The organism is Mesorhizobium alhagi CCNWXJ12-2, from assembly GCF_000236565.1.
Taxonomy (GTDB): domain Bacteria; phylum Pseudomonadota; class Alphaproteobacteria; order Rhizobiales; family Rhizobiaceae; genus Allomesorhizobium; species Allomesorhizobium alhagi.
Map to the genome: position 1 here is coordinate 1 of NZ_AHAM01000050.1, position 14863 is coordinate 14863.

At 65.0% G+C, this 14863-nt stretch carries 16 protein-coding genes; 4 read left to right on the forward strand and 12 right to left on the reverse strand.

All coding sequences use genetic code 11. The features are described 5' to 3' along the window. Window positions 1–146: 146 nt before the first annotated feature. Window positions 147–1019 carry a methyltransferase domain-containing protein gene (locus MAXJ12_RS07180; RefSeq protein WP_040585260.1) on the forward strand — a complete coding sequence of 291 codons (873 nt, stop codon included), beginning with the start codon at window positions 147–149 and terminating at the stop codon, window positions 1017–1019. A gap of 28 nt (window positions 1020–1047) precedes the next feature. On the opposite strand, the gene MAXJ12_RS07185 is transcribed toward MAXJ12_RS07180, so the two are convergent. The 10 genes from MAXJ12_RS07185 to MAXJ12_RS07235 form a co-directional block, all read right to left on the reverse strand. Then, window positions 1048–1227 carry a Flp family type IVb pilin gene (locus MAXJ12_RS07185; RefSeq protein WP_008835140.1) on the reverse strand — a complete coding sequence of 60 codons (180 nt, stop codon included), beginning with the start codon at window positions 1225–1227 and terminating at the stop codon, window positions 1048–1050. 87 nt (window positions 1228–1314) lie between these two features. Further along, the gene (locus MAXJ12_RS07190) at window positions 1315–1575 is read right to left on the reverse strand and encodes a hypothetical protein (RefSeq protein ID WP_008835141.1); all 261 of its coding nucleotides are present in this window, start codon (window positions 1573–1575) and stop codon (window positions 1315–1317) included. Between the two features lie 66 nt (window positions 1576–1641). Beyond that, window positions 1642–2835 carry an NAD(P)/FAD-dependent oxidoreductase gene (locus tag MAXJ12_RS07195; protein WP_008835142.1) on the reverse strand — a complete coding sequence of 398 codons (1194 nt, stop codon included), beginning with the start codon at window positions 2833–2835 and terminating at the stop codon, window positions 1642–1644. Continuing rightward, window positions 2832–3539 carry a methyltransferase domain-containing protein gene (locus MAXJ12_RS07200; protein ID WP_008835143.1) on the reverse strand — a complete coding sequence of 236 codons (708 nt, stop codon included), beginning with the start codon at window positions 3537–3539 and terminating at the stop codon, window positions 2832–2834. Before MAXJ12_RS07200 ends, MAXJ12_RS07195 begins: the two co-directional genes overlap by 4 nt. A gap of 1 nt (window position 3540) precedes the next feature. Continuing rightward, complete coding sequence (locus MAXJ12_RS07205) at window positions 3541–4611, reverse strand: type III polyketide synthase (protein ID WP_008835144.1); 1071 nt, start codon at window positions 4609–4611, stop codon at window positions 3541–3543. Between the two features lie 410 nt (window positions 4612–5021). Beyond that, complete coding sequence (locus MAXJ12_RS07215) at window positions 5022–5435, reverse strand: (deoxy)nucleoside triphosphate pyrophosphohydrolase (protein ID WP_040585263.1); 414 nt, start codon at window positions 5433–5435, stop codon at window positions 5022–5024. Next, window positions 5435–6235, reverse strand: a complete 801-nt coding sequence (locus MAXJ12_RS07220; protein ID WP_008835147.1) for a GNAT family N-acetyltransferase — start codon at window positions 6233–6235, stop codon at window positions 5435–5437. Before MAXJ12_RS07220 ends, MAXJ12_RS07215 begins: the two co-directional genes overlap by 1 nt. Further along, window positions 6216–7457, reverse strand: a complete 1242-nt coding sequence (gene argJ / locus MAXJ12_RS07225) for a bifunctional glutamate N-acetyltransferase/amino-acid acetyltransferase ArgJ (RefSeq protein WP_008835148.1) — start codon at window positions 7455–7457, stop codon at window positions 6216–6218. The genes MAXJ12_RS07220 and argJ overlap by 20 nt, the downstream gene beginning before the upstream one ends. Window positions 7458–7557: 100 nt before the next feature. Beyond that, complete coding sequence (locus tag MAXJ12_RS07230; RefSeq protein ID WP_008835149.1) at window positions 7558–8436, reverse strand: arginase family protein; 879 nt, start codon at window positions 8434–8436, stop codon at window positions 7558–7560. Between the two features lie 61 nt (window positions 8437–8497). Beyond that, window positions 8498–8737 carry a putative antibiotic biosynthesis monooxygenase gene (locus MAXJ12_RS07235; RefSeq protein ID WP_008835150.1) on the reverse strand — a complete coding sequence of 80 codons (240 nt, stop codon included), beginning with the start codon at window positions 8735–8737 and terminating at the stop codon, window positions 8498–8500. 101 nt (window positions 8738–8838) lie between these two features. On the opposite strand from MAXJ12_RS07235, the gene MAXJ12_RS07240 reads away from it, so the two are divergent. Then, window positions 8839–9438: a TetR/AcrR family transcriptional regulator gene (locus MAXJ12_RS07240; protein WP_008835151.1), complete on the forward strand. Its 600-nt coding sequence runs from the start codon at window positions 8839–8841 to the stop codon at window positions 9436–9438. Window positions 9439–9459: 21 nt separating this feature from the next. On the opposite strand, the gene MAXJ12_RS07245 is transcribed toward MAXJ12_RS07240, so the two are convergent. After that, entirely contained in the window at window positions 9460–10377 is a 918-nt protein-coding gene (locus MAXJ12_RS07245; RefSeq protein ID WP_008835152.1) for a peptidylprolyl isomerase, read from the reverse strand. A gap of 235 nt (window positions 10378–10612) precedes the next feature. Between MAXJ12_RS07245 and secA the strand changes: the two genes are divergently transcribed. Then, on the forward strand, window positions 10613–13336 hold the full coding sequence (gene secA / locus MAXJ12_RS07255; protein ID WP_008835154.1) for a preprotein translocase subunit SecA: 2724 nt from the start codon (window positions 10613–10615) through the stop codon (window positions 13334–13336). Between the two features lie 94 nt (window positions 13337–13430). On the opposite strand, the gene MAXJ12_RS07260 is transcribed toward secA, so the two are convergent. Continuing rightward, a complete protein-coding gene (locus tag MAXJ12_RS07260; protein ID WP_040585266.1) occupies window positions 13431–14063 on the reverse strand; it encodes a TetR/AcrR family transcriptional regulator in 633 nt (210 codons plus the stop codon). A 78-nt stretch (window positions 14064–14141) separates the two neighbouring features. Here MAXJ12_RS07260 and MAXJ12_RS07265 point away from each other — a divergent pair, with 78 nt between their 5' ends. Continuing rightward, window positions 14142–14762 carry an NAD(P)H-dependent oxidoreductase gene (locus tag MAXJ12_RS07265; RefSeq protein ID WP_008835156.1) on the forward strand — a complete coding sequence of 207 codons (621 nt, stop codon included), beginning with the start codon at window positions 14142–14144 and terminating at the stop codon, window positions 14760–14762. Window positions 14763–14863: the final 101 nt, after the last annotated feature.

Sequence of the window (14863 nt, forward strand, 5' to 3'; positions counted from 1 at the left end):
TGCGCCGGCCATCGCATGGCGGCTATGGCAAGCGACTTGATCTCCGGCATCGGATCGGCCACGAGGTTGCTGCGTTGACCGACCATAGCAGAAGCGCTGGGAAGCGCAGCGCCCTTGGTTCGAGCCTGAAAAGGAATTCTGTCCCGTTGCAGAAGCTGTTCGACACTGAACTTTCGATCGCGCGCAAGCGCCGGGCGCTGGCGCAGGCGGTTCCGGGCGCTGATTTCCTGATGGAGCGCGCGGCGGAAGATCTTGGCGAGCGCCTTTCGGCGGTCGAGCGGCGTTTCACCAAGGCGGTCGCGCTCTATTGCGTGACGCCGGCCGCGCGGGATGCCGTATTGGCAACCGGCAAGGCGGAGGAAGTAATCCAGATCGAGGCGGACGCGGCGTTCCTTGCCGACAGCCCGGGCTTCGTGGCCGAGCCCGAGCACCTGCCGCTGGAGGCGGGCAGCATCGACCTCGCCGTCTCGCTGCTGGCGCTGCAGGAGGCGAACGACATTCCCGGGATGCTGGTGCAGATCCGCCGTGCGCTGAAGCCCGACGGGCTGTTCCTGGGCTGCATGGCCGGCGCGGCGACGCTTTTTGAGTTGCGCGATTCGTTGCTGGCGGCCGAGGTCGAACTCCATGGCGGCGCCAGCCCGCGCGTCATCCCGTTCACCGATGTCCGTGATGCCGGCGCGCTGCTGCAAAGGGCCGGCTTCGCGCTGCCGGTCGCCGATGTCGAGACGGTGACGGTGCGCTACGACAATCTGTTCGGGCTGATGGCGGATCTGCGCGGCATGGGCGCTACCAACGCGCTCGAGGCGCGCTCCCGGCGGCCTGCGACGCGGACGCTGTTTGCCCGCGCGGCGCAAATCTATGCCGAGCGCCATTCCGATGCGGACGGGCGGATCAGGGCGACGTTCTCGCTGGTGTGGATGTCGGGCTGGACTCCCGATCCTTCGCAGCAGAAGCCGCTGAAGCCGGGCTCGGCGCAGGTTTCGCTGACGAAGATATTGGGCGATGTGAAAGACCAGTAACCGGTGGCGCGTGCAGGGACCGCCAGTTCTACCGGTTGAGGCCTTCCACAATCCTGTCGCTGTTGTCGTTCCAGAGAATTTCCAGCACGTTGGCGAAGTTGCCGGCACTGCCGAAGATCGCCAATGATATGAGCGTCGCGATCAGGCCGTATTCGATCGCCGTCGCTGCCGAGTCGTCCTCGAGAAACCGCCGGATCAGTGGCCGCATAGGTGGTAACCCCTTTGCGTTTTACCCTACCGTCAACCTGTTAAGAAAGGTTAACGCGGCAGCCTTAACAGCCGGTGAAGCCGCGCTTCAGCAATCGCCGCTGCGCGCGCCATCGCTGCGGATGATGCAGACAGCGTCCGGAGACGATTGCAGCACGCTCCTGCGGATGGTGTAGCTGGTCGTGCCGCCTATGCTGCCGGTGCTCATCAGGTCGACGCCGGCATTGCGGGCGAGACCCGTTCCGCTCCGGCTTTCAAGCAGCGGCGCGGCGATCAGCGCCAGCGCTACCGCCGCAGCGCCGAACAGCAGCGTGATGCGCAGCGCGCCCCATTCACTAGCGGAATCCATGCGAATTCTCCCTTGCCCCAATCCAGTGCTGTTCCGTCAATTTTTCATGGTTGAATAAACGTTCCATTAACGCTGATTTCCATGCCGGAGGCCGGGCAGCGTCCTGGTCTTGCCGCTGAGCGCCGCACCGAGCGGCAGAATAGCCGGCAGCAGGGCGACCAAGGGGCCTACCGCCTGCGCGCCAGCCGGGTTGAGCGCGGTGGCCGCAAAGGCGGCGGCAGCATGGATGCGGGTCGAGAACTGCCGCAGCCAGGCCGCCGAATAGAGTTTAGCGGCCGCTTCGCGCGCGGAACGGTCATGGATATCGACGCCGGCCAGCGCGGCGGCGAGCAGCCAGCCGGATTGCAGCGCCATGGAGATGCCCTCGGCGATGATCGGGTGGGATTCGCCGGCGCAGTTGCCGGCGCGGAAGACGCCATCTGCGAAGCGTGGGCGGATGCCCGGCCGGATCGGTCCGGCGGCGAGCCACTGCCTGTCCAGTGAGGCGTGACCGATCGCCTCGCGAACGCCTTTGCAGGAAGTCACGATGTGCCGGTGCACCGCCTCGGCCGCCGAGCCGCCCTGCGCCTGGCGTATTTCGGCCAGACGATCGCGCCGGATGCAGCAGGACAGCGAAAGCCTGCTCTGGTCGGCCATGACCATGCCGCCATAACCGCCGGGAAACACCAGTAGCGGCATCAGATCGTGGGGCAGGGCGGAATGCCGGAAATGCGCCTTGAAGCCGAGAAGGTCGTAGGGATGGTTGCGCTTCGGCAGATGGCTCGGCAGGCTGCCCGGCTCCCACGAGCCATGCGCTGCGACCACCACCGGCGCGCGGAGTTTCAGTTCGCGATGGCGCGACGCGATCCGCACGATGCTGGCGTTTTCGCCCGCGACGATATCGGTCGCGCGGAAGGGCTGGAACACAGTCGCGCCGGCATCGTGCGCCGATGTCAGAAGAAGATCGTCCAGTGTGTCGCGCCCCAGCGCCCGCCCGTACCCACTGCCAGAGGCTGGCGGCATGGCTGCCGCCACGCAATGTTCGCCGGCGAAAAGCCCGACGCGCCGGATTTCCGGCCCGGCCTTTTCCCGCCATGTGTTGCCAACGCCCAATTTGTCAAGAAGGGCGATGTTGGTTGCCGAGATGAACTCGCCGCAGACCTTGCGCGGCGGGAAATCCACCTTCTCGACGATGGCCACGCGGCGGCCCTGCCGGGCAAGCGCCAATGCGGCGCAAGAGCCCGCCGGACCCGCCCCGATAACGACCGCGTCATAGGTCATGCGTCCTCCGACCGGTTCGCCGCGAAAACATGCGTGAACAGGCCCGCGCGGCGCTCATCGAGGTGGTCGTGTTTCGCCGGCCAAAGCGCCGAAAGTTCAGAGCCGCGAAAACCGGCGCGCACGCTCGCCGGCGCGTCATGGCGGGTGACGTCGCCCGCGCCAACCATCCAGAGCAGGCGCGAAGCGGCGTGCGCGAAGCCGGTCCGGCGCGGCTCGGTCGCGACGAAGACCGGCGCGATCGGCCGCAGCGCTGAAAACAGCCGGGCGAGATCGGCATCGGCGAAATGGTGCAGGAACAGATTGGCAGTCACGACATCGAAGCAGGCGTCGTCGGCGGAATGGAGCCAGTCGAAAACATCGGCGGTGACGGTCTTGGCCGGCCAGCCAAGTTCGGCGAATGCGGCGCGCCGCTCGGGCGTCACGAGGTCGGCGCGGTCGAGCAGCGTCAGTTCCACGCGCGGCCATTTCGGCGCGATCCGGCGTGCGACCCCGAGCATGAAAGCTCCGTCGCCGGCCCCGATCTCCAGGATACGGCGCGGCGGCGACGCAACATGGTCTTCCAGCAGCCGCGCCATGATCGACTGCTGGAACATCAACCTGTTGACGAGGACGAGGTCGCGCCGGGCGGTGATCGCGCGCGGATCCTTCTCGGCGAGCCCGTCGAGGATTTCGGGCTGCACGAGGCGGTCGGCGAGGCCCGGCATTTCAGACCGTCCTGAAAACCATGGTCTCGGCTGTCAGCCCAGGGCCGAACGCCATGGCGCAGCCGAGTTGGCCGGGCGCGGCGCGCTTCAGCATCCGCTCCAGAACGAACATGATCGTTGCCGACGACATGTTGCCGTTCGCCCGCAACACTTCGCGGGAATCGTCCAGCGCCTGCGGGCCTAGCCCGAGCGCCCGCTCGGCGGCGTCGAGAACCGATCTTCCGCCGGGATGGATGGCCCAGAGGTCGATCTCGGCTGTCGCGCGGCCGTGCAGTATCGCGCTGATCTCCTTGCCAAGGATTTCCTGGAGTGCGGCCGGAACCTGCCCGGAAAGATGCATGTCGAAGCCGTCGTCGCGGATGTGCCAGCTCATCAGGTCGCGCCGGTCGGGCGCGATCGCGGCATGAAAGCCGTCGAGCCGCAGGCCGTGCGGCTCGGCCGTGACGAGGGCTGCCGCGCAGCCGTCGCCCCACAGGCAGAAGGACAGGAGCTTTTCGAGATCGTGCGTTTCCTTGAGGTGCAGCGTGCAGATCTCGACATTGACGATCAGGACCCGCGCCTCCGGCTGGGAACGCACGATGTGCCGCGCCAGCTTCAGCGCGTTGATCGCGGCGTAGCAGCCCATGAAACCGATCATCGTGCGCTCGACCGAGGGCGGCAGGCCGCACCGGGCCATCAGTTCGAGGTCTATGCCGGGCGCGGAAAAGCCGGTGCAGGTTGCGACGATCAAGTGGGTGATGCCGTCGCGCTCGGCCTCGGGCAGCAGGTCGACTGCCTTTGTAGCGAGTTCAGGTGCTGCGCGGTCGAACATCTCCATGCGCTGGCCAGTGCCGGGAAATGCGTCGCGCCGGAAAATCCCGTCGCGGTCGAGGGCTCCGCTCGACGGGTCGTCGGTCGGCGCGAAGCAGGAATAGCGCTGCTCGATGCCGGCCCTGTCGGCCATGCGGCTGAATATCTGCTGGCTGCGCGGATCGGCGGCTAGCAGGGAAGCCGCGAAATCGAGGAAGAAGCGATGCACCTCATGGTCCGGCACGGCCGTCGCGATGCGGTTCACATAGGCGTCGGCTGGCATGCAATCGGTTCCCGGCGGCTTCACGTTATGATTAACGTTGCCGGCCGGGCATTTAGTTCCGCGATTGGCTATTCCGACTGGATTGGGAACGGGCTCTAGCGTCACTCAGCGGAAGGCGATTACGTCTTTCACAAATCGTTCGCCGGCGGCAGGTAGCGGTGATAGGAATCGCCAATGCATCCGCTTCTCCGATCTCCGATACTGCCAGCCATCACATTCTTAGTCTTATTCGCGATTCTGGACGCGCTCTTTGGTCGAGTGGGCGTGATTGTAGGGTTATTCCTATATTGCATCGGGATACTGGTGTCTTTGACCTTCTTTGCCCTTGTTGCGGACAAAGAAGACCGGAAGCGCCGGGAGCAGGACTAGACACCCCTAGGGCGTCGGCAGCAAGATAAAGCCGCAGTTCTCTAAAGAAGGTCGATCAGGAACGGGATCAGCGGGATGTCGGCCGGCGGCATAGGATAGTCGCGCATCTGGTGTGGGCGCACCCATTTCAGCGCCTGCCCCTCATGCGGGTGGGGCGTGCCCCAGAAGCGCCGGCAGATGAAAAGCGGCATCAAAAGATGAAAGCTCTCGTAGGAATGGCTGGCGAAGGTCAGCGGCGCGAGGCACGCGACCTTGGTCTCGATGCCCAGTTCCTCGCGCAGCTCGCGAATGACGGTCTCTTCCGGTGTTTCGCCGGGCTCGACCTTGCCGCCGGGAAATTCCCACAGGCCGGCGAGCGGCTTTCCCTCCGGGCGCTGCGCGATCAGCACGCGCCCGTCGGCGTCGACCAACGCGCAGGCGGCCACCAGCATTACAGGCTTGCTCCCGTCCGTCATCACGCCTCCGGCGGCCGGCGGTAGTGATAGCGGTAGATCTCGGAGAACCCGATCGAGCGGTAGAGGCCGAGCGCGGCCTCGTTGTCGGCCTCGACCTGCAGCCACGCCTCGCGGGCGCCGCGCAGGCGCGCCCATTTCAGGGACGAAAGCACGATGCGCCGGCCGTGGCCCTTGCCGCGATGGGCGGCGTCCGTCGCGATCTCGAACAGGCCGGCAAGGTCGCCGTCATGCACGCAGATCGCGGTTGCCAGCGGCTCCTCGTCCTGCTCGACCACGAACAGCCCGGCTTCGGGCTGGATCGAGCCGAGGATTTCGGAAAGGCCGGGCCGCAGCGACGCATCGGAGCCGTGAACCTTCAGCGCCGCGCCGATGAAGCGGCCCATATCCTTCAGCGGAATCTGGTCCATCGCCTCGGCGATCGCCGCGTCATCGAGCGGCGCGCGCATGACCAGCGATTCTGAGAACACCGACCAGCCTTCGGCGTCGAGATGGCGCGACAGCGCAACGCCCGAGAGCGGCGACATGCGGAAGGTCAGCGGCCTGCCATAGGCGTCGAAGCGGCGCGCCGCGCGGGCGATGCGCTCTCCGATATTGACGACGTCGCCCGGATCGAGCGGGTTGACCGAATTCAGCCGCTTGGCCGGATGGCCGGCCGTCAGCCGCACCAGCCATGTGCCGTCATAATGCACGGCCGCCGCCGGCCAGGCGCGAAAGCCCGCCGCTTCATAGCGGCGCACCTTGGCGAGTTCGGGGAGGGGTGAGGCGTTCGACACCGCCGGTTCAGCTCCGGTAGTCGCCATTGATGGCGACATATTCCTTGGTGAGGTCGCAGGTCCACACCGTCGCTTTGCCGCGTCCGATGCCGAGGTCGGCGCGGATCGCGATCTCGTCGCGCTTCATATAGGCAGAGGTCGCGGCTTCCGAATAGTGCGGGTCGCGCTCGCCCTCGACCGCCAGGCGGTTGTCGCCGAACCAGATCGACAGGCGGTCGCGGTCGGCTGGCTCGCCGGCCTTGCCGACCGCCATGACGACGCGGCCCCAATTGGCGTCCTCGCCGGCCACTGCGGTCTTGACCAGCGGAGAATTGGCGATCGAAAGCGCGATCTTCTTTGCAGAGCGCGAGGATTTCGCGCCGGTGACGGTCACTTCGACCTGCTTGCGCGCGCCCTCGCCGTCGCGCACCACCTGCAAAGCCAGGTTCTTGAGCAACCGGTTCAGCGCCCGCCGGAACTGGGCGAGGCGCGCATCGTTCGGGTCGGTGATCTGAGGCGCTCCGTGCTTTGCCGCGGCGCCGGTGGCGAACAGCATCAGCGTGTCGCTGGTCGAGGTGTCGCTGTCGACGGTGACGGCGTTGAAGGTCGCGCCGACGCCTTTCGACAGCAAGCTCTGCAGCACCGCCGCCGAGAGCGGCGCGTCGGTCGCCACGAAGGACAGCATCGTCGCCATGTCCGGCGCGATCATGCCGGCGCCCTTGGCAATGCCGTTGATCGTCACCTCGGTCTCGCCGAGCTTTACCGTGGCGGTGGCGACCTTCGGATAGGTGTCGGTGGTCATGATCGCCTTGGCGGCGTCCAGCCACAGGTCGGACTTCGCTTCCCTGGCCATGCCGGCCAGGAGATGGCTGAAGCGGCCTGCATCGAGCGGCTCGCCGATGACGCCGGTCGACGCCAGAAATACTTCGCCAGGTTTGCAGCTAACGGCATCGGCCGCCGCCTTGCCGGTCAGGGCGGTCGCCTCGCGGCCTTTCTTTCCGGTGAAGGCGTTGGCGTTGCCGGAGTTGACCACCAGCATGCGCGCCTTGCCGCCGGCGAGGTTCTCGCGGCAGAAGTCGACCGGGGCCGACGGGCATTTTGAGCGGGTGAACACGCCGGCGACCTGCGTGCCCTCGTCGAAAATCACGGCCAGCAGGTCGGTGCGGTTCTTGTATTTTATGCCGGCTTCGGCGGTGGCGATGCGCACGCCCTCGATCGCCGGCATTTTCGGATATTTCTTGGGCGCAAGCGGTGAGACGGTGGCGGACATGGATCCTCGAACGTGCTGCCGGACAGGAAAACGTTCGTTTGCCCTAGTGCAGTCCGCCGCGCAAGCCTCACTCGGGAGTTGCGCGCGATGCGCCTGATAATCAATCGGCCTTCATGCCGGACGCTACGGCGTCGACGAAACGGGCGGCAATCGAACCGTCCTTGTCTAGCGCCGGGTTGAGGATGGTGATGTTCATGCCGACAACCCGTTCGGTCGAAAAGGCTTGCCGCAGGACATGGATAAGTTCATCCCAGGCGAGCCCGCCTTCCACGATGTAATCCACCGCAGGCATGATCTTCGCGTCGAGCACGTCCGCATCCAGGTGCAGCCAGAACCCTTCGAGCCCGGCGAGACGAGCGAGCGCCTGGCTCGTTGCCGCTTCGATGCCGATGTCGCGAATGCGCGCGAGATTGATCAGTTCGATGCCGCTGTCCTCGATCCGCTGGCTGCCAAACTCTTCCGAATCCTGTTCGTCGCGGCGGCCGAAAGCGACGACATCCTCCTCTTCGACCAGCGGCGAGTGGTCCTCCGGCCTGGCGAGAACCGTGTCGTGGCGGCCGACGGCGATTGCAAGCTCCATCGAGGCGACCTCGCCCTTCGGCTCCGCCGAGGGCTGGAAGAAATCCGCATGTCCGTCGAGGAAGAGCAGGCCGAAACGTCCGCGCCGCCGCGTGGCCAGCAGGCATCCGAGCAGGATCGAGCAGTCGCCGCCCAGCACGACCGGCATCTCGTCTCTCGCCAGCAGCGCATCGATCGCATCCGCCAATGTGACGGTATAGGCGGCGATCCCGGCAAGGTTCAGAACGCCCGTCGCGGCATCGACCTTCTCGTCGTGCGGCGGCGGGGGAACTTCGCCGCCGCGCCGCGCGCCGATCTTCTCGGCAAATCTGGCGGCGAGCAGCGCCTTGGGCAGCATTTCCACGCCGCTCGACGACAGGCCCAGCCTCGACGGGGCTTCCAGGATGGTCCTTGCTTTCATGCCGGGTGAACGGCTTCGTCCCGGCAGGGTTGCATCGCTCCTACCAAGTGTTGGCTCTAGCTCAGCGGCTGGCCGGATTGATGAAGCCGCGAAACAGCTTCTGCACACCCGGAATCAGGCCCCAGATGATGGTGACGACCATCAGGGGAACGATGACCAGCGTCCGCTGCCACGTGCTCCAGCCTTCGGTCAGCGGAATGACGATGTAGAGCAGCCCGGTGATGAGCGGATAGACGCCGAGCATCACCAGCAGGGCGAAGCGCGGACGCGAGAAGCGGGTGGGTGCGGAGGAAGCAGCCATTGGGAATCTCCATCGAAACGGTACGTTCCGTTAAATAGAACGACCCGTTTCGTTTCGTCAAGCCTCTATGTTATGATGCGCTGAAGATTTCAGGGAGACGGATGGAAAAGCCACCCGAAAAAGCGCGCCGTTCGATCGGCGCCAAACGCAATCCGGACAGCGCCGACGCTATTCGCGACGCGGCGGAGGCGGTCTTGCTCGAGGCCGGCTATGCCGGCTTCTCCATCGAGGCGGTCGCCCGCCGCGCCCGCGCCGGCAAGCCGACCATCTATCGCTGGTGGCCCAGCAAGGCAGCCCTTCTCCTCGACGTCTATCAGCGCCAGAAGCGCGACATCGACTACGCCGATACGGGTTCGCTGGAGGAGGATATGTTCCGCTTCCTGAAAAGCCTGTTCAGGCAGTGGCGGGAAACGCCGGCCGGCAACATCTTCCGCTCCTTCGTGGCGGAGGCGCAGTCGGACGAGGCCGCCTCAGCCGCACTTGCCGACTACATGAAGGAGCGGCGTGCATATAACGGCCGGATGGTCGAACGCGCCAAGGCCAGGGGCGAAGTCGCCGCCGGCGTCGATCCCACCTTCGTCGCCGAGATGCTGTCCGGCTATGCGTGGATACATCTCCTGACGAACCGCCTCGACGAGGACGACGAGACGATCCGCAAGGCTGTGCGGATCATCGCCAAGGGCCTGCTTGCAGGCCCTTGAGAAACCCGCAATTGCCGCTGTCTATTGCGCGCCGTCGACCTGCTCGATCGCCTTCTTGAGTTCGGCGTCGGCAATGTCGACCTTGGCGGCGCCGCGCAGCGACTTGACCAGCGCGAAATAGTTCTCGCGCAGCAGGATCGAGCGGATCTGGTCCTTGACCTGGTCGAAGGCCGGCGGCTGCTGGGTGCGCTTGTCCTCGACCTTGATGACGTGGAAGCCGAACTGGCTCTGCACCGGCTCCTTCGAATAGGCGCCGACGTCGAGCGCGAAGGCCGCCTTCTCGAATTCCGGCACCATCTGGCCGGGGCCGAAATAGCCGAGATCGCCGCCCGTTTCCTTGCCGCTCGGGTCGGTGGTGTTTTCGTTGGCGAGCTTCTCGAAATCGCCGCCGGCGTCGAGCTGCTTGATGATCGCGTCGGCCTCTTCCTTGGTCTTGACCAGGATGTGCCGCGCCTTGACCTCGTTGACCGGGGGCGTGCTCGACACTTCAGTGTCGTAGCGCTTGCGGATCTCCTCGTCGGTGATCTTGGAGGAGACCTCGCTATCGATGACGGCGCTGTGCAGCGCGCGCTGCTGCAGGAAGGCCATGCGGCGTTCGAATTCGGGATCCTTGTCCAGCCCCTTGGCCTCGGCTTCCGAGGCGAGCAGGCGGATTTCGATCAGCGCCGACAAAGCGGCGGCGCGGCGCTGCTCGGGCGGAAGTTGGGAGAACTGCTGGTCGAGATCGGCCTCGGCCAAGGTCAGGTCAGCCTCTGTGATGGTCTGGCCGTTGACGGTGGCGACGACCGTTGCCGGGTCGGGAGCCGTCTGTGCCGGGGCAGCCGGCGCGGCGGGAGTCGGCGCGGTTTCCTGCGCGCCTGCGCCGATCGCCGCGAGGACGCTGATGCCGACGGCCATGCCGATGCCGGCGAGCGCGGCGCGTGGATGTTTGATGCTCATGACTATACTCCGATCCGGTAACTAACGTGCTTCAACCAGCCTGAATGTGGCGGAATTCGGCGCGCCGGGCAGCATCGCTGCAACGTTGACATCGCTTCTGCCCCCTCTTATCTGTCCTTCGTCTTTGCGTCCAGAACCGTTTTCCGGGCGCTTTTTCACGTTCGAATCTGCCTTGGCACATTCTGGCGGGTTCAGCCGGCGCCCGGCCGGCACATACGGATTGAAAGAGCACTTGATGGTCAGTCTCGGCGGCATCGCCCGTAAGATTTTCGGCTCCTCCAACGATCGTCGCATCAAAGCGACGCGGTCCAGGGTGGAAGCGATCAACGCGCTGGAAAGCGAAATGCAGGGGCTTTCCGACGAAGCGCTCAAGGCCCGCACCGACGAGTTCCGGCAGCAGCTTGCCGACGGAGCCAGCGTCGACGACCTTCTCGTTCCCGCCTTCGCCACGGTGCGCGAGGCGGCCAAACGCGTGCTCGGCCTGCGCCCGTTCGACGTGCAGCTTGTCGGCGGCATGGTGCTCCACGGCGGCAACATCGCCGAGATGCGAACCGGCGAGGGCAAGACCCTGGTGGCGACGCTGCCCGTCTATCTCAATGCGCTCGAAGGCAAGGGCGTCCATGTCGTCACCGTCAACGACTATCTGGCGAGGCGCGACTCCGAATGGATGGGCCGCGTCTACAAGTTCCTCGGCCTGACCACCGGCGTCATCGTGCACGGGATGACCGACGACCAGCGCCGCGCCGCCTACGCCGCCGACGTCACCTACGCCACCAACAACGAACTCGGCTTCGACTATCTGCGCGACAATATGAAGTATGAGCGCGCGCAGATGGTGCAGCGCGGTCACAATTACGCGATCGTCGACGAGGTGGACTCCATCCTGGTCGACGAGGCGCGCACGCCGCTGATCATTTCCGGTCCGCTCGAGGACCGCTCGGAAATGTACAATACGGTCGACGCCTTCATCCTCAAGCTCGAGCCGGCCGACTACGAGATCGACGAGAAGCAGCGCACGGCGACCTTCACTGAGGAGGGCACCGAGAAGCTCGAAAACCTGCTGCGCGAGGCGGGCCACCTGAAGGGTGAATCGCTCTACGATGTCGAGAATGTCGCCATCGTCCATCACGTCAACAATGCGCTGAAGGCGCACCGGCTGTTCCAGCGCGACAAGGACTACATCGTCCGCAACGGCGAAATCGTCATCATCGACGAGTTCACCGGCCGCATGATGCCGGGACGGCGCTATTCCGAGGGCCTGCACCAGGCGCTGGAAGCCAAGGAACATGTCCAGATCCAGCCGGAAAACCAGACGCTGGCCTCGGTGACGTTCCAGAACTATTTCCGCATGTACAAGAAGCTGGCCGGCATGACCGGCACGGCGTCGACCGAAGCCGAGGAATTCGGCAACATCTACGGCCTCGAAGTGACCGAAGTGCCCACCAACCTGCCGGTCATCCGTCAGGACGAGGACGACGAGGTCTACCGGACGGTCGAGGAGAAATACAGGGCCATCGTCCGCGAGATCCGCGAAGCCAACTCCAAAGGCCAGCCGACGCTGGTCGGCACCACATCGATCGAAAAATCCGAACAGCTGGCCGAGCGCCTGCGCAAGGACGGGTTCCACGATTTCGAGGTGCTGAACGCACGCCACCATGAGCGCGAGGCGGCGATCGTCGCCCAGGCCGGCAAGCCCGGCGCCATCACCATCGCCACCAACATGGCCGGCCGCGGCACCGACATCCAGCTCGGCGGCAATGCCGATATGCGGATTGCCGAGGAGCTTGGCGACATGCCGGCCGGACCCGAGCGCGAGGCGAAGGAAAAGGCGATCCGCGAGGATGTAGCGCGGCTCAAGGAAAAGGCGCTGGCCGCCGGCGGGCTCTACGTGCTCGCTACCGAACGTCATGAAAGCCGGCGCATCGACAACCAGCTCCGCGGCCGCTCCGGCCGCCAGGGCGACCCCGGACGCTCGAAATTCTTCCTGTCGCTGCAGGACGATCTGATGCGCATCTTCGGCTCCGAGCGCATGGACGGCATGCTGCAGAAGCTCGGCCTCAAGGAAGACGAGGCGATCATCCACCCCTGGATCAACAAGGCGCTGGAAAAGGCGCAGAAGAAGGTCGAGGCGCGCAACTTCGACATCCGCAAGAACCTGCTGAAATTCGACGACGTGCAGAACGACCAGCGCAAGGTGGTGTTCGAGCAGCGCCTCGAACTGATGGACGGCGAAAACCTCTCCGAGACCATCGCCGAAATGCGCGAGGGCGTGATCGAGGAACTGGTCACCAAGCACATTCCCGAAAATGCCTATTCCGAACAGTGGGACGCCGTCGGCCTCAAGGAAGGCGTGCGGCAGTTCCTGAATCTCGACCTGCCGATCGAGGACTGGGTCAAGGAAGAGGGCATCGCCGAAGAGGATATCCGCGAGCGCATCACCGAGCGCGCCAATGCCACCGCGGCTGAACGCGCCGAACGCTTCGGCCCCGAAGTGATGGCCTATGTCGAACGCTCGGTCATCCTGCAGACGCTCGACCATCTCTGGCGCGAGCATCTGGTCAATCTCGACCATCTGCGTTCGGTCGTCGGCTTCCGTGGCTACGCCCAGCGCGACCCGCTGCAGGAATACAAGGGCGAAGGCTTCGAGCTGTTCCAGGCCATGCTCGGCAATTTGCGCCAGGCGGTGACGGCGCAGCTGATGCGCGTGGAACTGGTGCGCGAGGCCGCCGAGGCGCCGCCGCCGGAAGCGCCCACCACTTTCGGCCAGCATATCGACGCCACCACCGGCGAGGACGATTTCGGCGATGTCGCTGTCGCCGTGATGCAGGATTCGCGCGTCGTCGCGCCCGAGGAACGCGATCCGCAGCGGCCCGAAACCTGGGGCAAGGTCGGCCGCAACGAAGCCTGTCCCTGCGGCTCAGGCAAGAAATACAAGCACTGCCACGGCGCATTCGCGTAGGCGACAGGCGTTACAAAAAGGGCGGCGAAACCAGGTTTCGCCGCCCCTTTGCTATCCAGATGGAATCCGCCCCGACCACAAGACCAGACTGCGTCTAAGCATTGGCCCGAGAGTGGTTTCGTCCGCTCCTGCCAACCATGGCGACGATGATTTCGTAAAGTTCGGCCTTCGCCTCGTCGATCGTGACCTCTTCCGCCAAGGCTGCGTTGGAAAGGGCCGCGGCGGCCCCCAGCATCGCTCGCAAGGCCGCGGGCGTTATCGAGCCTTCGGCGAAAGGTTCGAGGGCGGCTCGGCATTTTTCCAGAAAGACCGCTTCATATTCACGTTTCACCTGCTCGAGTTCCGGGGAACTGGTCAGGGCCGAGATCACTCCCGGCATCTCCCGCCCCTGCGCCAGCACGCAGTCGACATAAGACGACGCGATCACCGATGCCCGGCCCGCGAGTGTCGGCTCGCTCGCCTCGATCGCACCGTCGATGATCGCCGTCTGGCGCGCATCGAAATCCCGATAGAGGGCCAGCAACAGGCCGGCGCGTGTCCCGAAGTGATCGTAGACCACGGGTTTCGTGATCTTCGCCTGTTCGGCGAGGCGCGGCAGCGTCAGTGCGTCGGTCCCCTCCTCGCGCGTCAGCCGCCAAGCCACGTCCAGGAGCTGCTGCAGCCGCTCCTGCCGCGTCAGGCGGCGTCGATGCGATATGGCGCCATTATCCATTTTCACAGTTGACATCACTATATACCAAAAGTATCTTACTAAAAGTATATAGGCGTTTCCTCCGATCCGCAATCACTCAACAGGAGTTCCACCATGCACGCGCTTATCGTCGTCGCGCATCCCGTTCCCACGTCGCTGAGCCACAGCGTGGCCGCGCAAGTCGCCCAGGGTGTGACCCTGTCCAGTCCCGGCAATTCCATTGAGATCGCGGACTTGGCCGCGGAAGCGTTCGATCCGAGGTTCAATGCAGCCGACATCGCCCTCTATCACAGGGAGGCCGCTGCTCCTGCGGACGTCGCCACCGAGCAGGCCAGGATCGACCGGGCCGATGCGCTGGTGCTGGTCTATCCGGTCTACTGGTGGTCGATGCCCGGCCTGCTCAAGGGCTGGATCGATCGCGTCTTTGCCAACGGCTGGGCTTATGACGAAGCGACGGACATCAAGCTCACGAAAAAGCTGCAGCATCTCAAGGTGCATCTCGTCGCCGTTGGCGGCGCCAACATGCGGACCTATGCACGGCACGGCTATTTCGGCGCCATGCGAACGCAGATCGATCACGGTATCTTCGACTATTGCGGCGCGAAGGTCGTGACGTCCGAACTTCTGCTCACGCCGGAGACATCCGACACCAGCGAATTGCTGGACGCCGCGCGCGGCATTGGCGGGCGCATTTTTCCGCCTTGCAGAGAGCCCGAAGCCGCACGGGCGGCCTGACGTCAGATCGCAACAGAAGCGGCGACCGACGGCCGCCGCCTTCTCTGCTCGATACCGTAGCTACGAACCTTGGCAATGATTCTCTCTGCGAAAACCAGCCG